Source organism: Bacillus sp. A1, from assembly GCF_042296235.1.
Classification (GTDB): domain Bacteria; phylum Bacillota; class Bacilli; order Bacillales; family Bacillaceae; genus Bacillus; species Bacillus velezensis.
In genome coordinates this window covers 1,262,861-1,283,433 of the sequence record NZ_CP141181.1, presented here as the reverse complement: position 1 = coordinate 1,283,433, position 20,573 = coordinate 1,262,861, and the positions used below count along the sequence as shown (strand labels likewise).

Annotated in this window: 26 protein-coding genes; 2 read left to right on the top strand and 24 right to left on the bottom strand. The window is 47.3% G+C overall.

Features of this window, described 5'->3' with window-relative positions:
• Nucleotide 1: 1 nt before the first annotated feature.
• From U2H13_RS06715 to U2H13_RS06605, 23 genes are all read right to left on the bottom strand, one after another.
• Entirely contained in the window at nucleotides 2–661 is a 660-nt protein-coding gene (locus U2H13_RS06715; protein WP_007610816.1) for a LysM peptidoglycan-binding domain-containing protein, read from the bottom strand.
• The gene (locus U2H13_RS06710) at nucleotides 654–5,375 is read right to left on the bottom strand and encodes a transglycosylase SLT domain-containing protein (RefSeq protein ID WP_376700745.1); all 4,722 of its coding nucleotides are present in this window, start codon (nucleotides 5,373–5,375) and stop codon (nucleotides 654–656) included. Before U2H13_RS06710 ends, U2H13_RS06715 begins: the two co-directional genes overlap by 8 nt.
• Complete coding sequence (locus tag U2H13_RS06705) at nucleotides 5,363–5,515, bottom strand: hypothetical protein (protein WP_015239684.1); 153 nt, start codon at nucleotides 5,513–5,515, stop codon at nucleotides 5,363–5,365. Before U2H13_RS06705 ends, U2H13_RS06710 begins: the two co-directional genes overlap by 13 nt.
• 41 nt (nucleotides 5,516–5,556) lie before the next feature.
• Nucleotides 5,557–6,003, bottom strand: a complete 447-nt coding sequence (locus tag U2H13_RS06700) for a phage portal protein (protein WP_032874591.1) — start codon at nucleotides 6,001–6,003, stop codon at nucleotides 5,557–5,559.
• Between the two features lie 74 nt (nucleotides 6,004–6,077).
• Complete coding sequence (locus tag U2H13_RS06695; RefSeq protein WP_003154837.1) at nucleotides 6,078–6,521, bottom strand: phage tail tube protein; 444 nt, start codon at nucleotides 6,519–6,521, stop codon at nucleotides 6,078–6,080.
• A gap of 1 nt (nucleotide 6,522) precedes the next feature.
• Entirely contained in the window at nucleotides 6,523–7,920 is a 1,398-nt protein-coding gene (locus U2H13_RS06690; protein ID WP_376700744.1) for a phage tail sheath family protein, read from the bottom strand.
• A complete protein-coding gene (locus tag U2H13_RS06685; RefSeq protein WP_007610809.1) occupies nucleotides 7,920–8,129 on the bottom strand; it encodes a hypothetical protein in 210 nt (69 codons plus the stop codon). The genes U2H13_RS06690 and U2H13_RS06685 overlap by 1 nt, the downstream gene beginning before the upstream one ends.
• Nucleotides 8,126–8,572 carry a hypothetical protein gene (locus tag U2H13_RS06680; RefSeq protein WP_029973074.1) on the bottom strand — a complete coding sequence of 149 codons (447 nt, stop codon included), beginning with the start codon at nucleotides 8,570–8,572 and terminating at the stop codon, nucleotides 8,126–8,128. The genes U2H13_RS06685 and U2H13_RS06680 overlap by 4 nt, the downstream gene beginning before the upstream one ends.
• Complete coding sequence (locus U2H13_RS06675; RefSeq protein WP_021494024.1) at nucleotides 8,569–9,072, bottom strand: HK97 gp10 family phage protein; 504 nt, start codon at nucleotides 9,070–9,072, stop codon at nucleotides 8,569–8,571. The genes U2H13_RS06680 and U2H13_RS06675 overlap by 4 nt, the downstream gene beginning before the upstream one ends.
• Nucleotides 9,069–9,425, bottom strand: coding sequence for a DUF3599 family protein (locus U2H13_RS06670; protein ID WP_021494025.1), 357 nt, complete (start codon nucleotides 9,423–9,425; stop codon nucleotides 9,069–9,071). The genes U2H13_RS06675 and U2H13_RS06670 overlap by 4 nt, the downstream gene beginning before the upstream one ends.
• Nucleotides 9,422–9,805 (bottom strand): DUF3199 family protein, encoded by a 384-nt coding sequence (locus U2H13_RS06665; protein WP_021494026.1) that lies wholly within the window; start codon nucleotides 9,803–9,805, stop codon nucleotides 9,422–9,424. Before U2H13_RS06665 ends, U2H13_RS06670 begins: the two co-directional genes overlap by 4 nt.
• A 16-nt stretch (nucleotides 9,806–9,821) precedes the next feature.
• The gene (locus tag U2H13_RS06660) at nucleotides 9,822–10,757 is read right to left on the bottom strand and encodes a phage major capsid protein (protein WP_007407274.1); all 936 of its coding nucleotides are present in this window, start codon (nucleotides 10,755–10,757) and stop codon (nucleotides 9,822–9,824) included.
• 26 nt (nucleotides 10,758–10,783) lie between these two features.
• On the bottom strand, nucleotides 10,784–11,629 hold the full coding sequence (locus U2H13_RS06655; protein ID WP_021494027.1) for an XkdF-like putative serine protease domain-containing protein: 846 nt from the start codon (nucleotides 11,627–11,629) through the stop codon (nucleotides 10,784–10,786).
• Nucleotides 11,630–11,648: 19 nt separating this feature from the next.
• Nucleotides 11,649–13,040, bottom strand: coding sequence for a phage portal protein (locus U2H13_RS06650; RefSeq protein ID WP_089072483.1), 1,392 nt, complete (start codon nucleotides 13,038–13,040; stop codon nucleotides 11,649–11,651).
• A 48-nt stretch (nucleotides 13,041–13,088) separates the two neighbouring features.
• Entirely contained in the window at nucleotides 13,089–14,387 is a 1,299-nt protein-coding gene (locus U2H13_RS06645; protein WP_022553490.1) for a PBSX family phage terminase large subunit, read from the bottom strand.
• Nucleotides 14,384–15,181, bottom strand: coding sequence for a terminase small subunit (locus tag U2H13_RS06640; RefSeq protein WP_022553491.1), 798 nt, complete (start codon nucleotides 15,179–15,181; stop codon nucleotides 14,384–14,386). The genes U2H13_RS06645 and U2H13_RS06640 overlap by 4 nt, the downstream gene beginning before the upstream one ends.
• 112 nt (nucleotides 15,182–15,293) lie before the next feature.
• Complete coding sequence (locus tag U2H13_RS06635) at nucleotides 15,294–15,806, bottom strand: sigma-70 family RNA polymerase sigma factor (protein ID WP_012117362.1); 513 nt, start codon at nucleotides 15,804–15,806, stop codon at nucleotides 15,294–15,296.
• 106 nt (nucleotides 15,807–15,912) lie between these two features.
• Nucleotides 15,913–16,116, bottom strand: coding sequence for an XtrA/YqaO family protein (locus U2H13_RS06630; RefSeq protein ID WP_029973081.1), 204 nt, complete (start codon nucleotides 16,114–16,116; stop codon nucleotides 15,913–15,915).
• Nucleotides 16,106–16,447 (bottom strand): hypothetical protein, encoded by a 342-nt coding sequence (locus tag U2H13_RS06625; protein ID WP_014417522.1) that lies wholly within the window; start codon nucleotides 16,445–16,447, stop codon nucleotides 16,106–16,108. The genes U2H13_RS06630 and U2H13_RS06625 overlap by 11 nt, the downstream gene beginning before the upstream one ends.
• 97 nt (nucleotides 16,448–16,544) lie before the next feature.
• Nucleotides 16,545–16,712, bottom strand: a complete 168-nt coding sequence (locus U2H13_RS06620) for a hypothetical protein (protein WP_003154863.1) — start codon at nucleotides 16,710–16,712, stop codon at nucleotides 16,545–16,547.
• Complete coding sequence (locus U2H13_RS06615) at nucleotides 16,712–17,512, bottom strand: ATP-binding protein (protein WP_029973082.1); 801 nt, start codon at nucleotides 17,510–17,512, stop codon at nucleotides 16,712–16,714. Before U2H13_RS06615 ends, U2H13_RS06620 begins: the two co-directional genes overlap by 1 nt.
• On the bottom strand, nucleotides 17,412–18,239 hold the full coding sequence (locus U2H13_RS06610) for a phage portal protein (protein ID WP_029973084.1): 828 nt from the start codon (nucleotides 18,237–18,239) through the stop codon (nucleotides 17,412–17,414). The genes U2H13_RS06615 and U2H13_RS06610 overlap by 101 nt, the downstream gene beginning before the upstream one ends.
• Nucleotides 18,229–18,408 (bottom strand): hypothetical protein, encoded by a 180-nt coding sequence (locus U2H13_RS06605; protein ID WP_014417518.1) that lies wholly within the window; start codon nucleotides 18,406–18,408, stop codon nucleotides 18,229–18,231. The genes U2H13_RS06610 and U2H13_RS06605 overlap by 11 nt, the downstream gene beginning before the upstream one ends.
• A gap of 190 nt (nucleotides 18,409–18,598) precedes the next feature.
• Between U2H13_RS06605 and xre the strand changes: the two genes are divergently transcribed.
• Nucleotides 18,599–18,937: an HTH-type transcriptional regulator Xre gene (gene xre / locus U2H13_RS06600; protein ID WP_003154871.1), complete on the top strand. Its 339-nt coding sequence runs from the start codon at nucleotides 18,599–18,601 to the stop codon at nucleotides 18,935–18,937.
• A gap of 147 nt (nucleotides 18,938–19,084) precedes the next feature.
• The gene (locus U2H13_RS06595; RefSeq protein ID WP_021494032.1) at nucleotides 19,085–19,675 is read left to right on the top strand and encodes an ImmA/IrrE family metallo-endopeptidase; all 591 of its coding nucleotides are present in this window, start codon (nucleotides 19,085–19,087) and stop codon (nucleotides 19,673–19,675) included.
• Nucleotides 19,676–19,696: 21 nt separating this feature from the next.
• On the opposite strand, the gene U2H13_RS06590 is transcribed toward U2H13_RS06595, so the two are convergent.
• On the bottom strand, nucleotides 19,697–20,533 hold the full coding sequence (locus U2H13_RS06590) for a manganese catalase family protein (protein ID WP_021494033.1): 837 nt from the start codon (nucleotides 20,531–20,533) through the stop codon (nucleotides 19,697–19,699).
• Between the last annotated feature and the right edge of the window lie 40 nt (nucleotides 20,534–20,573).

The following is a 20,573-nucleotide window of genomic DNA, read 5'->3' as shown; positions in this document are numbered from 1 at the left end:
TTCATTGCGGTATCTTCAGCTTCTGCCCCGGGAAGATCCAATGCCCCGGCTGCCGGATATTCCGTTTGCTGCGCTTAATCATGGCGGTTTTATTCGCGTTCCAGATTTTCCGCCACTCCGTGTGTTTTCCGTAAAACTTGCCGGCGATGTCCCAAAGCGTATCCCCTTTTTTGACGGTATATGTTTTGGGTGAAGCTTTGGACGGGCGCTTCGCTTTCGTTTTTTTCTTTTGTTTGATTTTTCTTGGCGAAGCGGTTTTATATTCTTTCAGTACGATATCAAAATTCCGGTCGCCGATTTCATTGTCACCTTCGCTGTAATTAAAGCTTTCAATGCTGCATGTGACATTGATTTTTGTCCCTGTAATCAAAAACTGAACGGGTTTTTTCGCTTTCATCCATGCTTCAATGGCTGAAATGGCTTTTTCCGGCGAAGGGATGCTTTGATATTCGGCAATCGGGCTGTACCGTTTCGGAAAAAAAGAAGAGAACGAAATTTCTTTCGCTCCCGGTTCTTCGATAAACGTCACCTCTCCAAGTCCGGTGACTTTCACGGAATCATTCTGCACGCTGTTTGCGATATCAATCGCTTCAGGGAGAACGGGAAGCCGGAGCTTGTCCTTTCCCTGAGACAGCCAAAATTCGTAAACAGATTTAGTCAAAAGCAACGGCCCCCTTTGCTCCGGTATACATGTCTTTTTGCAGTTCATCAATCAGCGCCTGTTTGATTTTGGCGGCGAGGCTGTCGGCGTCCTGTCCGTTATGGAAATGCTGATCGCCGCTGAATTCGATTTTAATCTCTTTTGTTCCCGTTTTTTGAACGGTTTGTCCGCCGCCTTTAACGGCTGCGGAAACCGTGCCGGCTGAAAGCGCCGCCGGTTCCGTCTGTGACGGGTCGGACACTTCCATGCCGAGCGCTTGAGCCGCTTTTTGCAGCAGATAACGGCCGCGGATGCCCCGCTCTTCAGGGATGATCCACTCCCGTTTGTTCCCTTCGCCGACACGGGCGATCTGCTCCTTGGTAATCAGACCCCCATTGGCATAACCGACGTAAGGGCCTCCATGAGCCATACTTTTAATCCCGGGGACATTGCTGATCGAGCCGTATCGGCTTTTAATATAGCCGATAGCGGCAGCGGCGTTGTGAATTGGATTTCTGATATCATTCATGCCCGGCGCTTTGTGATCTTCAAAGGTGCTCGGAATCGTCTGCATAAGCCCCTGTGACGGGTGTCCGGCTTTGGCGTTGCTGTCCCATAGATTAATGGAATTAGGGTTGCCGCCTGACTCATGCTGTGCGATCGTCATTAATCCCGGAAGCCAGCTGATCGGCGTATTGGTTGCTTTCATTGCGGCCAAAAGCCACTCTTTGACGCTTCCTCCCGCTGCACCCATGCCGGAAAAGGCTGCTGCAAGCGAGCCTGCCTGTTTTTCGGCGTATTTTTTCACGTCAACTGAGCCGAGACCTTTGACGACGCCGACTGAAGCAAAGCGTCCGAGACTCATCATGACACGGGAAGGAGAGTGAATATCAAGCTCTTCCCTGAATGCGTCCTCGACTTTTTTGGCCATATCTTTGGCCGCCTGTTTGACTTCGCTTCCTTTTGCAGTCATCCCTGATACAAAGTGTCCGATCAGGCCTGACCCCCAGCCGTTCGCGGAATCTCTTGATTGCACAAACGGTTTATTGATATGTGTGCTTACGTATTGCGACGTTCCCGTATCTTTTGCATTCTGTCCGGCCGAATATCCTTTCACCGTTGCGGCGCCCCATGATGACGATTGATTAACCGCCGATTGATAAGGTGTTTTCACCTTTGTTTTTAAAAATGAATCGGTGCCCGTCGGCGAAGTATTCTGACCTTTGGCATAGCCCGCAACGACTTGCTTTCCGTAACCGGATGAAGACGAAATGAGGGCATTGAACGGCGTTCCGATGTTTTTTTCCTTCCAGCCGTCCATATCCACCGCTTTTTTGCTGATTCCGCTGTCAAAGCCTTCAGTAAACTGTTTGCCGAGTGATGAAGCCGTACCGCCAAGTCCGGATGCCTCTACAGACGCCGCGGCCGATACAGATGCAGAAGAAGAAACACCGCCCGCTCCCGCCGGCACAGCAGAAGACTGAGCCGAAGCCGCGCCCATATCATCGACAACACGCATGCCGAGCTTAGACGCAGCTTGTGAAAGCAGCATCTTCCCGCGGCCGCGATTGTTGTCGACGGGGATGACAAATTCTTTACCGGCTTCACCGATCCAGGAAATGGTCGGCTTTGTAATGTAGCCGCCCGTGGCGTTTTTGTCCGTTTTTTTCTTTTTATCTCCGCCGCCTCCTGTGACAAAGTTCATTATGCCTGAAATCATTTTGCCGCCGGTTTTATCCCAAATCTTTTTCACCCAGTCGAATGCTGCAGAAAAAGCATCTGATATGGCCGTTCCCACTTTTACAAGAGGTTCTTTTATATGTTTCTCAAACCAGCCGCTTAACCCTTTCCATATATCCTTTACCGTATCTAAAGCAGTCTGGAAAGCATCTGATATTCCTTTACCGACATTTTTCACCATGTCTTTCACCGGATTCCAGACAGTATCCATGAACCAGCCGGAAACCGTACTGAAAACCGATTTAATTTTATCCCAAGCTCCTGTGATTTTACTCCAAATGGACGTCGCCACTCCGACGACAGCCGATTTTACGGGGGTCCACACGGTGCTCATAAACCAGCCGGATACTGTGCTGAAGACACCTTGAATCGTCGTCCACGCATTCACGATATTTGACCAGATGCTGGTTGCCACTCCGACGACAGCCGATGAAACCGGCGTCCATACATTCTCCATGAACCAGGATGACACCGTGCTGAAAATCCCTTGAATCGTCGTCCACGCATTCACGATATTTGACCAAATGCTTGTCGCCACTCCGACGACAGCCGTTGAAACCGGCGTCCATACATTTTCCATGAACCAGGATGAAACGCTTCCCCAAGTATCTTGTATTGTTGTCCAAGCACTTTGCGCCGCTTTGGAAATATCATTCCACGTGTCTTTCAAAGCCCCTGAATCAAAGGCCTCTCCCAAGCTGGAACCGCCTAAACTGCCGGCGATGCCGCCTACCGCGCCGCCGATTAATGTGCCCACTCCGGGAACAACGCTGCCGATTGCCGCTCCGGCCGCAGCTCCGGCAAGACCGCCGCCTGCTGAGCCGACCTTCTCTCCTGCATTATCTTTATTGATGCCGGCTAAATCAGTAAGTGATAACAATTCACCTATGCCGGGAATTCCTTTAGCGGCACCTTTTAACCCTTTCAAACCGCCTTTTAGCGCCTTTGAATCTCCTAAGCCTTTCAAAAGCGCGCCGATGCCTTTACCTGCCCCTTTTGTTTTCGGCGTGTTTACGGATGCCTGTTTGCTTTCCTTTACGGAGGAACCTCTTTTCGAGGATTTATTTCGCCCTTCGACTTTACTGCTTTTGCCCCTCGTCACTCCGGTACAGCAGCAGCAGCCCCCCAAAGCCCCGCCGGTTTTTTTGGCTGACTTTCCTGAAGATTTTGGCGCTGTTACCGTGCGCTGCGGACCTTTTGTCAGATCAGGACGCTTCGGGCTGTTGGAGCCGCCGGCAGTAAGGCTGCCCTTACTCTTTTCTTTTTTCGTGCCGCCTCCTAATAATCCGCCGATATTGAGTTTGCCTAATTTTTCAGCGATTCCTGAAAATATTTTTTCTATTAATTCCCCGGCTTTTTCGATGATTTTGTCCGGGCTGAATTTCTCAAATTTCTTGGCAATCTTGCTGACAATTTTATCAACAAATGCCTCGGCTTTTTCGATGATCGCATCAGGACTGAATTTGCCGAACTTTTTATCAATGCCTCCGAACAGTGAGGATGTAAACTGCTCCACTTTTTCCAAAATCTTATCCGGATTGAGAAAATCGAATTTCTCAGAAATCCGGTCAATCGTGTCATTTACAAATTGTTCGGCGCGGTCGATTAGCTTATCAGGACTGAATTTACCGACAACGTCGTCGACTTTCTTCATAAACGAATCAGTAAAATGATCCAGCTCTTTCAATATGGTCTCCGGACTGAATTTGCTGACAACGTCATCTATCTTTTTCATAAATGAATCAGTGAATTTATCCAGTTCTTTCAATATGGCTTCCGGACTGAATTTACTCACGACCCCGTCTACTTTTTTCATAAACGAATCAGCGAATTTGTCCAGCTCTGCTAAGATTGTTGCCGGGCTGAATTTGCTCGCGATTTCGTCCACTTTCCCCATGAATGAGGTCGTGAACTTATCCAGTTCGGTTAATATCGTTGCCGGGCTGAATTTGCTCGCGATTTCGTCTACTTTCCCCATGAATGAGGTTGTGAACTTATCCAGTTCGGCTAATATCGTCTCAGGGCTGAATTTGCTTGCGATTTCATCCACTTTCCCCATGAATGAGGTCGTGAACTTATCCAGTTCGGCTAATATCGTCTCAGGGCTGAATTTGCTCGCGATTTCGTCTACTTTCCCCATGAATGACGTTGTGAACTTGTCCAGTTCGGCTAATATCGTCTCAGGGCTGAATTTGCTTGCGATTTCGTCCGCTTTCTTCATAAAGCTTTCAGCGAATTTATCCAGTTCCGCTATGATTGTTTCCGGATAAAATTTGGATGCGATGTCATTGACTTTTTTCATGAAGGTGTCTGCAATGGAGTCAAGCATTGAAAAATCGTTTTTCGGCGAAGCAGGAGCAGCAGAAGCAGAAGCTTTTCCGACGTCCGGCATATTCTTTTGCATTGCAGCCAGCTGTGCTGTCACCTTTTCGTTTAACGATAATTGAATGACATTGTTTTTTCCCGTCAGCGAATCAATGCCCGCTGAAATTCGGCCGACTGTTTTCATGACGTGATCTATGACGCGTATAGTGACAGAGTACCCGTTCTTTAACGCAGATTGCATATAGCGTTTGATACGTTCCATGGCAGGGGTCACTTCGTCTGACGCATAAAGTGAAACGGTAAATCCTTTAAAACCGGCACCCAGATCCCGCAATCTCTCAAATGCCGCTGTCGCGCTGTCTTTTGCTCCTATTTTAATGGTTAAAGACGCAGGCAGACCCGCTAATTGGGCTTGCACCTTTTGAATGACGGCACTGGCTCCGTCTTCAGCTGAAATAGAGATCATTTGTGCGCCCAGCTTTCTTTTCATAGAGCGCTGGATGCGGTCAATTGTTCTTAAAACAGATTTAGTCTCCTTGCGTATATCAATTTCACTTTGGCGTTTTGTCATTTTCCTGTATTTCTCAAGCGCTCTGAAGCCATTTTGGATTTTCCTTATTTTCTTTGAAACCCGATCTTCCAATTCAAAACGGGCGGTCAGCTTTGCCATGATGTCGCTCCCCCTTTCTTCGCTTGTTTTTCAAGAATGTCCAGCTTGTAACCGATTAAACCGTACAACAGCGCCTTAAAATGTCTCGGTGCTTCATATAACTCTTTCAGTTCTGATGGAGAATAATGAAGCTCATGCATCGCGTAATAGAGATACACGGCTTCCTTATTCCCATCTTTTATCAGTTTTTTGCTTCTTGCTCCAGATCTTCTAATTCATCTTCAAAACCATTGATCTCAATCGCTTTATTCAGCCAATTTGCATACTCACCGCCGACTGAAAGCACGCGTTTTGCCACCTCGACCGGATCTGCCGTTTTGTAAGCGTCGCGGAGCTCCTTAGACCGGAAATCAGGGTAAATCGTAGATTCAACCGCGATCCGCGCATAGAAGCGCTGGCTGTCTAAGTCTTTTACGCGGCCTCTGCCTTTCACATTTTTATATGTCGTGCTTTCCTTCTCCAGTTCGTCAATGCGCTCAGTCGTAATGGCTTTAAAAATAAAAGGCACGATGTTTCCTTTTTTATCGACAAAACGCTTTGAAAGCGGAACCCGAATCTCCTCAGCCTCGACTGTTTTACCCGGCATAAAGAATGACAGATCAAATACTTGTTCGTTTTTTTCGCTCATGATGAAAACTCCCTTACTTTTTTTTATAAAAAACAGGCCTGTAAAAAGGCCTGTTTCACTCATACCGATCTTAATTAAAACGTTTCAGAAAGCTTTTCCGGCACATCGAAATCTTCAAAGGTAAACGGCACTTCTTCTTCGAGTGCTTCTGAGTCTACGTCCAGTCCGGCGATTTTTGCAGAATCAAAGTTGACGTCATACAGAGTGACGCGTTCTGTTCCGCGGCCCGATGATTTGTCATCAAGAACGGCTTGCAGCGTAAAATACGGGTCGCTGCCTTTTTTGACGTAATCCATCATAAGGACGGCGAATTTGGATGTGACCTTGTAGAATGTTGCCGTGCCCGTTCCGTTGGCGCCTGTTGTTTTATGTCCCGTCATGCGGCGGCCCATGATGTTTACTTCTGATTTGTTTTTTTCCACGTTTGCTTCAAACGTTTTAATATGCGCCATCTCTTCTCCGTCTAGAAATAAACGGCCTTCTTTTCCTGAAATCGTGTTTTGCGCTTTTAATGCCATCTTAGTTTACCTCCACGTTAAAGTAGAATTTTTCTGCCGCATCCACAGGCTGTACGGCGAGATCGATTAAAAAGCCGTCGCGGTCTTCATTCAGCCCGATTGTAATGTCTTTGTCTGAATCAAAATTTGCGATGCCGCCCGCATCCTGAAGCGTAGTCAAATATTGAATGATCATCGTTTTGACGAATTGAAGGCCGTCATTTGTCGCAGGAAGATCGCAGCCCGTGCCTTTTTTCGATTTAATTAAGGCTTTCAGTTCTCTTGTCAAATCGTTATTCACCGCATCAAGCACACGGACGATTTTGTTTTTCGCGAACTTTTTGTTTTTCTCTGCCGTAAATGTCACCAATGAGTTGATATCTTTTTCAACGCTGACTGACTTATCACGGGCATCATAAGAGAAAAGGAATTCACCTTTGGAAAGACGTTCGATCACTTCATCATGAGTCAGGCGGTGCAGCACATCGACGGCGCCTTCGTATTCAACGAATGTTAAGGATTGATTAAATGCGGCGCTGGCACTTGCGCCTGCCACCCAGGCGGTCGCATCTTCAGCTTTAATCTCGGTTCCGTCTTCCAGCAGCACACCTTCAGTAACATTGATAATGCCTTCATAATCCCCGCTGTAATGGGCGGTCACCCCTTGCACTTTCTGTCCCTGCGCATCGCGAAGGCGTTTAATGAATGCGGCAAATGTCGCTTTCAGCTGATCGTTTTCCGCTACAGGAAGAGCGATGACATCGAAATTCTCCGTTTCAGCCGCAGCTAAAAAATCCGTATAGTCTGAGTTGACCGGTGCTTTATCAGTTCCGCCCGCAAGACGGATGCCTGCCTGCGGGTTTAACGTTTCCCCGGATTCTTCTTCAGTGCCTGTCAGCGGGATGGAAGCCGACAGTTCGCCCGTTCCCGTGAATGTGACATAGCCGTTTGCTTTTAATTCTTCGGCTTTTTTCACCGTTTGTTTGTCAACTTCCGCTTCATCCATGTAAGTGGTCACATCGAAAGCGGTCTGATCAAGGACGTTTTCACTGATGCGTATGATGATGTCATTTCCTTTTGACCCGCCGTACAAAGCGGTTGCTTTAACACCTTGCGAAAGATCGGCGCTCGCTCTGATTCCCTCTGTCAGACGGTACATCAAAACGGTTTTTGCTTTCTTTTTCGCCTCACGAAGCAGAATCAGTGACGGATCTTCAATACTGAGCCCCACTTTTTTATTCAAATCTTCAATGCTTGAAATGGAAACGAATGTTTTCGCTTCCCCCCAGCCGGATGCGACGGGAAGGGCGACAATCCCGCGTTCACCGATCGATACCCGCTCCTGGGCGGTTGTTTTAAAGTTAAAATAGATTCCGGCACGTTCTTTTTCTTTTCCTTGCGTAAATGTTCCGCCGTTCATTATTGCATGACCTCCTTGGTTAAAAATGCTTCAATGTAAGACTTGGCTTGCGCTTTCGTCATTTGTTTTTGCTTCACGCCGAATAAAGCCCCCTGGAGAATCTCAGGTTTTACGCCGAAAAGCTCCTTCGCGTGCTTTGTTAAATCCGCCGTGTCATAAAGAACCGCTCGTTCCGCCGCTGCGGCGTTTTTCTTTTTATGTTGTTTCACTTTTGTTTCACCCCGCTGTTAATGTCCACATCCCGCAGTGCGGGAGATGTTTGTTTCTGATAGTAGTAGCGGCTCGTCCAGCGGATTGTGATCACTGCCTCGCCTTTGTCTCCGACTCTTGTTTCGATACGGCTGATGCGGACGAAATCACCGGTATCCTCCCCTGATTCCGTTAGCAGCGGAATCAGCTGTCTTGATTCTCTCACCGCATCGGCGATCCGGTCGGCTGCATAGAGCGCCTGCACCGAGTCGGCATGGAACAGCTTCACATTCAGACTGTACGTTTTCTTATAAGTGGAGACTGTGTCATTTTCGTCAAAAACAAATGGGGGCGGAATGTATAGTGACGGCACCTGAAATTGTTCAGGCAGTTCATTTTCATATACGGGCACGCCGCACTGCTGATACAAAAAAGCGGCGATTGAACCGGTTTCGCGATTCATCCGATATCTCCCCCCAACGTGTTAAGCCACTGATTGAAACGCTTGTCCAGCGATTCGGCGAAGAGTGTTTCATACAAAAGAAGGGCTTTGTCCCAAAATCCATTCCCGCTGATCCACTGTTTTTTGAGCGCCATTCCGGTTGAAGCTGACGGATCATAGATGAACCGGGAGCCTTGAAAATACCCGGGCACCCATCTGACATTTTCATCTGAGACGGTCCAATGTCCGTCATTTATGAATGAGGCGTACTCTGCATTGGTGCCGATTTCAAGGGTCAGTCCCCCGTTTTCAATGATCCATATATGATCCTGCGCTCCTTTTCGGAAAGAAGACAGCAGGTTTTCTGTATCAATCCCTCCCGAATGAATAAGCTCCTCCCGTACCAAGTCGAGAAAATCCTTCCCTGACTGCTCCAGCCATTCGCATGCCTGACGGGCAAATTCTCCGGATGATGCCTTTTGCAGCGACCGATTCCATTGTTCAAGGTTTTTTATGCTCATAGTCTGTCATCTCTCACAGCGATAACCTCCCAATGGTGCTGTCTTGCTTTCTTCGGCATTTCCAGAATATACGCCTGTCCTTCCCAAATGATTTTGTCATTGACACGCACAATGGCCTCTTTCGGAAAATGAACGAGAAACCGCTGATATACCTTATGATCAGGATCAAGCTGAATAAGCTGCTGCTGTTTTTCAACAAACAGACACGGCACGTCTTCAGCATCGGGAACTTCCCGATAAGAAAAGACAGGCTGGAGCTTTTCGGCGGGAATCCCGAAGCGTCCGGCCTTCGGAACTGACACCGTCTCATGATAAATATCGCATCTGTCAGTGAGCAGCCGTTCGTAGCTCATAATGGTCTCACCTTTGCGTTTGCAGAAACCGGGGAATAACCCGGCGCGATATATTCACAGAGAAGATGGCGCACAGCCGGTTTTCTGATCCCGCCTTCACCTGCCACCGTATAGGAATAGTCACCTATCTTTTCAGATTGATAGGCGGAAGCGGCTGCTTCATTCTGGTTGATCAGCGCAAAATATTGAGAAAGCTTTAATAACGCAAGCTTAATCTTTTCGGGAAGCGGTGAGTAAATAGGGTCAGTGAACGAATGCCCCGCCATTCTGGCCGCTTCCGCCTCCGCCTCCAGAATGTCCTGTATAAGAAGCGGCTCCGGCCTGTTTTTGACTTGATCATAAACTGAATATGAAACAACGTCAGACGGCTGAATTAACATAACTGCCACCCCCGTCTTATTCTTTAACGTTTACGATTTTGGCGCTTGCATCTTCTTCTTCAAATTTGCTGTCAAGTTTAGCCGTCAGTACGATAATAAATTTGCGGCTGCGAATATCTTTATCTACTTCGATTCGGATATTCCGTGAAAAACCGAGAATGATATTTTTCGGGTGAGTCAAAATGATGTCAGACGCATCGTACTGGGAGTCACCTTCTCCGACCGAGTACGGCTGCAGATTGGACACTCCTTTGACCGGAACGCCGAATGCTGAAGACAAACCGCCCTGCACCGCAAGATCCCCCAGGTTGGTCTGACGGTCAGCCACACGGTCTTTCCATTCAATCTCCATGCCTTGAGATGTGTAAAATCTGAATTCCTGAGGCAGGCGCAAATATTTTGCCGGAATGGCTTTTAAGCCTTTTTTAAATGTGGCTCTGGACAGCTCTTCCCCGTTTCCGTCAATGACGTGAGATACAGTCTGCTTACGGATTCCGTCAAGCTGTGCCAAGTACGGGTCAGAAGAAGATGTATCGCCGTTTACGACAAGCTCCTCAATATCGACTGCCGCCCGCTCCGCCAAAATCTGCATGATCGTCTGCTGCAGGCCGTCTTTTTCAATATTGTTTTCAAGCGTGTCATAGGTGATATTAATTTCCGCAATGACTTCTTTCGTATTCAGCTGCACCGTACTTGTTGCCGGGACGGTCAGCTGATCGTCAGTTAAGGCTTTTCCTTCCTCAGCGGCACGCAGAATACGCTGGCCGAAACCGATTTTTTCAAATTTCTGCGAGTCATTTTCCATTTGAATCACACGCGATTCGCTGAAAATGGTCGGCGTGTTCTGCACCATGCGGATAAATGCTGAAGCTTGTGCGGGGTTCATTAAACCGCCGCTTTTTAAAGCGGAAAGTGACATTTCCGCCTTTCTGATGATATCTTGATTTCTCACTCTACAGTTCCTCCTTCTGACTGGGCTTAAAGCAGTCCGCTCCAAATGGATTTTTTAACAGGCTCTTGGCCGCCCGTCTCTTCTTCCGGCTGCTTTGATGCGCCCCTTACTTTTTCAAGCGCTTCAATGCGTTTAATAATCGGCGCGAGCATGTCCTCAACAAGCGTTTTCAGCTTTTCTTCATCAGACGGCGCAGCCGCCCCGTCTTTGTCTTCCGTGTTTTGGTCCAAGCTGTCAAGCCGCTTTAAAAGCGGGTGCAGCGCGTGTTCAATTGATTCTCTTACGTCTTCTTTTCTCATCTTGTTCAAGTCCTCTCCCTTGCGGTTTCTTGATTTGCGGTCACGGTCGAGAAAGTGCTTGACCGCGCCGAATAAGCCGGCTTGCTTTTCTGCCGGCTCTTCGTAAACGTCAGCGGTTCCCGCCATGCTGTAGCCCGTAATGATACCGGCTTTAATCTGATCCCATACTTCATCGGAAGCTTTGGTGACAAGCACCCAAGATCCTTTCCGGATCACAGCATTCCCGATTTCAAAGTCATCCGGGGCAACGTACGACTCCACCACCTCGCCGGTCCCGCCTTCAAAATTATGATTTGTATCGATGTTGCGGGCGTCCGCCAAAAAACCGTGAGCGGCCTTTTCAATTTCTTCAGCCGTCATATAATCGCCATGTGCATCCGGGACATCCGGTTCGTAAACGATGCCGTAAACAAGCTTCTGCTCATCCGATTCGCTTTTTGTAAACACCTGCACCTTTTTTTCAAATGACGGAAGGCCTCCGGCTGATTTTGTAAAAAAGAATTCCGTTTGGTTCGCCGCCTTATCGACATAGCTCACAAAACTGATGACGGCATTTCTCAATTCTCTCGGCACGAGATGTTTTCACCCCCTTTCAGGATTGCTCCTTTTTCCCTTTCAGCACCGGCCGGCTGTAGTACTCTTCAGGCCATTCCTCAAGCGTCTTCCCGAGCACTCTTCCGGCCAGATCACGGAGGTCATTAGGAGAGACCGCGCCGGCGGAAATAAATGGCGTAAGCACCTTCGCAATTTCAAGCGGATCGCGAAAATCAGGCCCTTTTAATGTGAGCTGTACATCGTGGAGACCCAGTTCAGGCAAAAATAACGTGTTGAGCTTATTAATCAGCGTTTTCCGCTCCGGCTGAAACACCTGCTCCTCCGTTATTTTCCGTGCCGTATCGGCGGTGGCTTTGTTGTATTCCTGCGCCTCGCCCGTGTAAAGCGGCGGGAGACGGAAAGCGGAACGGAGTTTATTTCTGCTCTTGTCGTCATATTCAAGAAACAGCGCATCATCCTGCAGAATTTCCGCAAGTGATTTAATTTCCACAGACACGGGCGTAATGTCTTCGCCTCCGTGAAGGTCTTTTTCCTTCGCAATGCCTTCCGCCTCAATCAGCAGAAATTTGTGGGCGTTTTCCACCCCTTCCAGGTCATTCATATAATCCTGGAGCTCTTTGTACGAGGTTTCTGACAGCATGCCGTTTTCAACCGTAATGGCGGCCGGCACGTGACGGCCCTGCTTGAAATACATAAAATTCAGTTCTTCCGCTTTCCGGGCGCCGTACAGATTGACAATATTGCCGACCCAGCGCGGAATTCCGTAAGTGCCGCTGCCGATTTTTAAGTGAATGGCTTCATTTGCCCGATATTCTTCAGACAGGGTCTTTACGTATTCGCCGGTTCTCATGTCCATCATGCGGGGATCGCCGTATTCTTTAAAAAACACTTTCCGACCGTTCAGTATCTGAACATATTTACGAAACCGTTTTTGCCTTTTAATCGTTTTGGATGCGCCGTTTTCTTCATATGAAAATGTAACTTCAACGGGATCAGTCACACCGCACACGCGCATATGTTTCACATCCAGATATTCAATCCCCGCCGGTTTTCCCGCCCCGTCCCGAAGCACTTCGAGAAAACCGTTGCCCGTTTTTTCGCGGTCTTCTATCGCATATCCGAGGATCGTCTCGGCCGATTCATCAAAATGAAGACATTTGTAAAAGCTCTCCAGCTTCATCCAGTTTTTTTCGGCCCGGGCCTTTTTTGTCGGAGAGCAATCTGGGCTATTTACATCAAAGGTATATTCCACATCAAACCCAAAACCCGTAATATTGACCCGATACGCGTCAATGCACTGCTGAAGAATCGTCGAATATTCGGCGATTGTTTTCAGTTCAATGAGATTATAGGGCGGTGAAATGATGTCTTCGCCGTACAGATCGGCAAATTGATCTTCGTTCATCTGCCTTGCCTGCGGCGCGGCCATTTTTGATTTAAAGACGGTCGCTCTAACGTTTTGATAGTTCGGCAACACCTACCTCCTCCTTTCCCGATTCGGACGTCTCCGTTTTTGTGATGCATCTTTCAGATCCGCCGCGTCATAGTCATCCAGCGCATACCAAATGGCTGAAAGTGTGTGGGGATCAATTGAAAACTCATCTTCCGACAGAACGCCGTTTTTGTTTTTTGCGTACGTTAAGTTCTGCAATTCGCGGATCGTATGTTGACAGCTGTCTGAGCAATAGATATGTTTGAACCGTTTCAGCTTTTTTGTATACTGAAGTCTTGAGCCCGGAAACTTTTTGGCCGCAACCATGCAAAAGCCCTGCCTGCGAAAATATTGGATGCTTTTCGGCTCAGCCGAATCCGCTTTGATCAGCTCTTTTTGATCCGCCAATTCCTGAAGCTCCTCAGCTGTCTGATCATCGGTCATTTTGTTTTTGTAATACTCCCAGAAAATATAAAGCTCTTTTTGATCCGGATCGACGGCAAGCCGGATGACCGCATTGTATGACTCTTCAAAACCGAAATCCATGCCCGTCCGAAACAGGGGGCGCCTGATGGAAGCAATCCGCTCCGTTACTTCGTTGTGCTCCATGACCTGAAACTGCGGAAACACGCGGATGCCGTTAACGCCGAACTGTCCTTTGCGAGCGATCCGGTATAAATCGGGATCGTAATGCCGTAAGCTGTCCAGCTGCTTAATATAGCTTTTCGGCAAAAACAGATTATCGCACGCTGTGGAATGGTGGTAATACGTATCTCCCTTAACGACGGTGCCTTTTTCATACAGCGTCTGATCATCCAATACGAACCGTTTTTTTTGGTCATCACGAAAAAAATGCCGGTACGTCCAATTGGAGGTGCCGACGGGATTTGTGGTGCATATCATATGAAGCGAAAGCTCGGGATGGCGCAGACGGCCGATCAGCTCCTTAAAGCCTTCATACTTCACTTCAGAGCATTCTTCAATCCAAATCAGTGAAATATGATGAATGGATTTCAATTTGGCCGGGTTGTCCATCCCTTTAAACATAATCCGGCTTCCGTTTGAAAATCTCAGCTGCATCGGTGAAGACACGGCCTTTACGGCATGTCCCAGCTCAAGCTCCCCGATAATATCTTCAAACAAGGCAAAAGTAGAATCTCTGTGCGTATCGAAAACTTCCCGCACGACAAGCGCCGTCCGCTTTTCACGAAGCAGCTTCAGGATGATTTTCAGCGCGGTATGATAGCTTTTTGACGAGCCGTAGCCTCCGACGAGAAATTGGTACGTTTCATTCCAATTGAACAAATAATCTTCAAAGCGCGGGTTGACCGCTTTTTCAATCATGACCGTTCCTCTTTCCGCGTAATGACAATGTCAATCGGCTTTTGGCTGTCTTCTGTTTTTTCCATCTTCTGCTGTGCCAGCTTTAATTTTTCATTTTCGATTTTTTGTTTAAATTGATCGGGGAAAAGGTCAAAGTACAAGGACAGCTTTTCAAGAGCCTTCATCTTGTCGGCAAGCTTTATTGCAATGCCCTCTTTTCCGAGTTTTGCTTCTGTGACGATGGTTCCGTCCAGAAGGTGCGAATCTTTAACGTCAACGTAGCTGATTTCCTGCATAATCGGATTATCATTTTCGTCAAAGAGCGGCCCTGATTTTCCGAAGGCCTGAACCTCTTTTTTTCCGAAGGTTACATAATCGGTAATGTCGGCGAAAGCGATTTTCACATAGACTTGAAGAACGTCCATCGCTTCGACAAACACTTTATTGACCATTTCCTTTTTCATGCGGCTGATTTCTTTGGCGACTTTTCCGTTTTTTAACAGCCTGCTTCCCGTCACATGCGCGCTTTCCGGTGAATACCCGGCTTTTATCGCAGATTGGGTGGCGTTAAAGCTTTTCACATAATAAAGACAAAACAGCCGCTGGCGTTCGTTTAACTCATCACCTTCGCCCGGGTTGTTTTTTCCGCCGCTTTCCGCGTTCTTATGGAGCGCCTCGTCCCAGCGCCCTTCTTTTTTCCATCTGCCGATCGTTCTTGCGGATACGCCTGATTTGCCGGCAAGGGCGCGATTTGTGATGCGGCCTTGATGAGACTGATAGATTGTAAATGCCTGTTCTCTTTTTGCGTTTTTCATGCTACGGCATCACCGCCACCTCCGACATGATTGTCTATAATAAAAAGCGGCTTCTAATCGGGCCGCTTTTTGTGATCGTCTGTTCACTTCTAGGTGGCAAACGTATGACAACTTATGAAGCAGGCGATTGATTTCTTTGTTCTTGCTGTTTTTGAATTTTTAGAAGCGCCCGTTTGACCGTCGTCTGTACGGTTGATTTCTTTACATTCAGCAAGGCGGCGATCCGTTCATATGAAAAGCATTCCGCTTTGTGGAGCAGCAGCATTTCTTTTTCTCTATCCGTTAAAACGGCTAATGCGTCCCGCAGTCTGATTCTGTCTTCTTCAGTCACATTTGCGGAAGGTTCAAACATCAGCGCCTGTGAATAGGTTTCTATAATTCTCGGATCTTTAATCAGCATTCTCTGATAAGCGTCTCTGCGGTCTATCGCTCTTCTTATGCCGGGCTGCCGGCCTTTTTCAAGCCATTCGATGACATATTCCACATCTGTAATGATTGTTCTGATGATTTTTTTATCTTTCAGTTCTTCTGAAGTAAGCACCGTTTCATCGGCTTCCTCCAGCTGCTTGTACCACTTTTTCGTCTCTTTCAGCGTGCGTTTATATTCAAATAGTAAGTCTTCCATGTAGATCCTCCTCTTTTTCGGAACAAAAAAAGGACACCAACCAATGCGCAGCATGTGCGCGATTGATCAGTGTCCGCAGGCTTTCCGTCTTGGACGTATTCTGTTTTTAATTCAATTTAAAGCCGATTTCATATTCGACCCGGGCCAGATCCCCTTTTCGCGTTTCGACAAGCGTTTTGCCGTGCTCCGGCGCTTCGGCGAGCCATGCTTCCTTTCTCAGTCCGTCTACAATAATCACCCGAACCTTGCCTTCTTCCAGCTGGCTTTTTAATGTTGTATGTTCAATGTCGGTCAGTTTTTTAGGATTCATGTTTTACGTCCTCCGTCTTTTTCAGGATGTTTACTTCATGTATGAGGCTTTCGAGCTGATTTATAAACGCTTCTTTTTCTTCAGAACTTTCTCCCCGGAGCAGGCGGAGAGCCGTTTCGGCCGCCTCAAAAAGTTCCGGGGCTTTCGCCATCAATGCCGCGTTGATCTGCTGAGAGTATGAACTTAAGTTGAAAACGGCCGCGATGAGCCTTCCGTTTGAATAAGGGAACTTCTCTTTATCCGCTTCGCTGTAAGCGGAATAAATGTAAATGGGTTTTTCTTCTCCGCTGTGTACGGCCCGCCATGGAGCGGGGCTGTGTTTTTCTTGCAATGGTTATCCTCACTTTCCATCAGCCTCATGCCATGCTTCAATTTGCTTTTCTATCCGTTTCGCCCTGAACAGCAGGCAAAAAAGCCATTTAATATATTTACACACGTGCATCAAGCCTCGCTTTTGCGTCTTGAACCATTCGCTCGAGACGTTTAATGACCGGCGTTAAATCAGTGCCTGTTTTGCAGTTCGGGCAAGGGTGAAAGACAGCGCCGAAACCCGTTTCCGTCACAATGACCTTCTTCGGCCCGCACAGCTTACACATTATCTCGCCCCCTCTAATCTGTGGTTTACGTCAAATGAATTGCCATTAATGATGACTAAATAATCGCTGCACATCTCATAAATTCTTGTGCCCAAGGCTTCATCAACCTGCACCAGTCCGTCACAGGCCAGCTCGCTCGAGATAAGAACCGGCTTATGATTTAAATAGCGGTAATTCACGACGGCGTACATTTGTTCAATCTGCCAATCGGTCGCCCGGGGTTTTCCGTTCAGCGGTTTGAACAGATCGTCAATAAAAAGCACATCCGCCTGTTTCATACGGCCAAGCTTTGCATCAAGCAGATCAAAATCATTTTTTAAATCCGTAAAGCCCTCCACAAAAGGAAAATACAGCACCGGTGTCTGCTTCTGTCTCATGACATAATTGCTGAGAGCGGTCAAAAGATGGGTTTTTCCCGATCCCGGACGCCCTAAAAGGGCAATGCTGTTTTTCCGGCAGTTTTTAATCTTGTCGAAGTTTTCAACATATTCAAGGGCGCACTCATATGCGTCGACGACTGCCTGAGGCTTGCCCCGCGTGATAAATCCTTTGAAATCCAGCTTCCGAAAGGCATCTGTAATCTCACTTGCGCTGAGGATGCGCTCTGCTTTTCGTTTGGCGGCGCAGCGGCACTTAACCCACACATCCATTCCCAGCTGGTTTTTGAGATAACCGCCCTGATCTTTACAGAGCGGACAGTCAAAGCGGCTTTCGTCTGATTCTTCCGGTCTGTCCGCCAGTAATGGACGTTTTCCGTTTTTCAGGTCGGCCAGTATCTGCTCGATCGTTCGTTTTGTCATGTATCGTATTCCTCTCTTTTTTTGTTGTGATTGTCCTTCCCGCAATTCGTGCATTCAAGCGGTCTTCCATATACTTGGCGCAATAGCTGAAAGCCTTGATCGTTTCAGCTGAAGAGGTGCGCCGCTGTTCAAAAGCGGTAAAGCATTCGCCGAGCCATTTGATTGCTTCTTGTGCTGAAGCACCGAGGGAAACAATACGGGCGATGGCCTGATAATCCCGCGGCGAGGGGTATACGCTCCGCCCCTCCTGTGCAGACCTTAATCTGATAAAATGGGCGGCAATGTCGTTAATCGCTTCTTCAGCAGTATGATTTTTTGTTATATCTATTTCTCTCCGGACATTTTTGTCCCGGTGATCCGCCGATATTGTCCGGTCTGTGACTTCCGGGCGGGTCAATGTCTTTTTCGGCGTGAATCTTTTCGAGTGCTTTACGGAGACGATGAGTCCGTAAGGGGCGCGGACGGTTTTGATATATTCATGCTGTTCCAAAACCTCAAGCCACCGTCTGACGGTTTTTTCGCTGACGGCAAATACGTCGGCCATTTCTTTTGCTTTTACGGGTTTATGACCGAGGACGATCCCCCACTTTACGCCGTCTTTTACGTGTTCCTTTGTCGTTGAGCTGATGAACCATAAAAACAGCCATATGGCGGACCCTATTTTTTCATAATGTTCTGAATTCAATAATCCGGAATAGATGAAAAACGGGTAACTTTTACGATTCATATTGGACGTCTCCGTTTTTCTTCAGACTTATATAGCGTTCATACTGCAATCGGTTATCAAATCGGAATACCGGAAGTCCGCAAGCGGTAAAAGATATCGAACCGCCTGCTTTCCCTAAACATCTCTGGTCAGCCGGATTGCTGCTGAAACGGATGATTATCGGCTGCATCTCTCACCCTCCTGATCAATTTCTTATCGTATTTTGATACATTTTGTATCCTTATGATGTTGATTATATACGATACATTTCGTATCATCAAGACCTTTTTGATACTTTTTTTATCATCTCTTTATTTTGATACATTTTGTATCTATAATCATAAGTAACTTAGGGTGTTGAAAAAAGAGAGGTCATTCGGATGATAGGCGGAAGATTAAAGAGTCTCAGAGGAAAGAAAACGCAGGAAGAAGTCGCAAATCATATCGGTGTCTCGCGCGCCAGATATTCTCATTATGAAAACGGCCGATCTGAACCCGATTACGACACGCTGCAAAAGCTTGCGGATTATTTCAAAGTGTCGACTGATTATTTGTTAACCGGAAAAGAACCTTCAGATGAAGACATGTTTGCCGATCCCGACCTGCAGATAGCATATCGGGACATGCAGGACTTTTCGCCGGAAAGCAAGCAGCAGGCCATTGAATTCATTAATTATTTAAAAGAAAAAGAGAAAAACCGCAGGCCGAAACATAAATAATCCGCTCTTTTCCTTTAAACTGCTTAACGTTCAGCCGATATAAAAGCTGAATGTTTATTTTTAAAAGAAAAGGGAATTGATTCAAAGTCCGATCAGGGCTTTTCTTTCTCGCTAAAAAAGAACATATGTTCGAAAGGGTGTATTCAATTGGGCGATTTTTTAACACATCTTGAGGAATACGTCAAAAACTTATATTGCCGCATGGGAATGACCGCCCCTCTCCATATTGATATGCAGATGATTGCCAAGGAGCTTGACATTTGGATTCATTTTGAAGATACACACAGTATGATGCTGAAGCGGGACGGCATGTACAGCATCGTCCTGAATCAAAAAAAGTCACCCGAAGAGCAATGGCAGGATTTTGCGCACGAACTGTGCCATGTGCTGAAGCATACCGGCAACCATTTTCATATGAACAAGCTGTTCAGGGAACTGCAGGAATTTCAGGCCAACCATTTTATGTACCACTTCTGTGTGCCGACCTTTATGCTGTTAAACATGGAGCTTCCCCAGCGGAGAAGCCATGCCGTTATTTTAATCGCAGCCGCTTTCCGGGTGACGGCATCATTTGCGGAAAAAAGGCTGGAGCTGTTTGAACGGCGTAAAGCAGGTATTCAATTTCAGAAGCGGCTCGCTTGTCTGTTATCCGACAAGCGGCCGAATGGGTATTATGAAAGCGGACAGACACACTTGCATGCCGCTGAAGAAAAAACGCCGTATTTTATTGAAAACTAGCGGCACTCTGCGGGCAGAGTGTCAGCATTTTGACATCGGAAGAAGTGTATTGTGAAGCCACATTGGCGCCGGTTTAAGATGAGGCGCAGATGCGAACGCGACCGGGACCGAAATATACCTGAACTCGCCCCGTCCGTCAAAGGCTTCACCGCGGGCCCATCTTCCTTGTGAACTCTCATCTCCTCTGGAAAAGTTAAACAGGTCATACGACACTTCCTGCTTTTCGAGTTCACGCGGAAACGTCGCAGGCACGACAATGTCCCGTTCTCTTTCTTCCAGCTCTTTTATCGCCGCGTACCACATATTTTGATGATACGTATCTCTTGCAATTAAAAAGGACAGCATATCCCTGACACCCGGATCGTCAGTCATCGCATACAGCCGGGTCACCTGAAGGCGTCCCTGGGATTCCGCATTTAAATTTGCCCGAAAATCTGCAAGTAAATTCCCGCTGGAAATAATGTATTTCGCATTCCAAGGGTATCCTTCAGCGTCAGCCGCCATTGCGCCTAAACCTGCAACAATGGCGTGCTGCGGATTCATTCCCCCCATAACAGCCGCGACGGCCGGGTCACTTTTATAGGCATTTTCCTGCACATCAGCCGGCGCATCGTCCAAAAGCCTTGAAATCATCGTCGCAAGCATTTCCACATGTCCGATCTCTTCCGTTCCGACATCATGCAGCAAATCTCTATATTTTTCATCGGCACGGCAGTTAAAGCCTTGAAACAAATATTGCATCATGACGCTGATCTCACCGTACTGCCCTCCAAGTACTTCTTGAAGCTTTTTCGCGTAAGCCGGATCAGGACAAGACGGCTTTGCGCGGTATTGAAGCTCTTTAATATGATAAAACATACTATTCCCCCATTCTTTCAAACAATCTTAGTGTATGAAA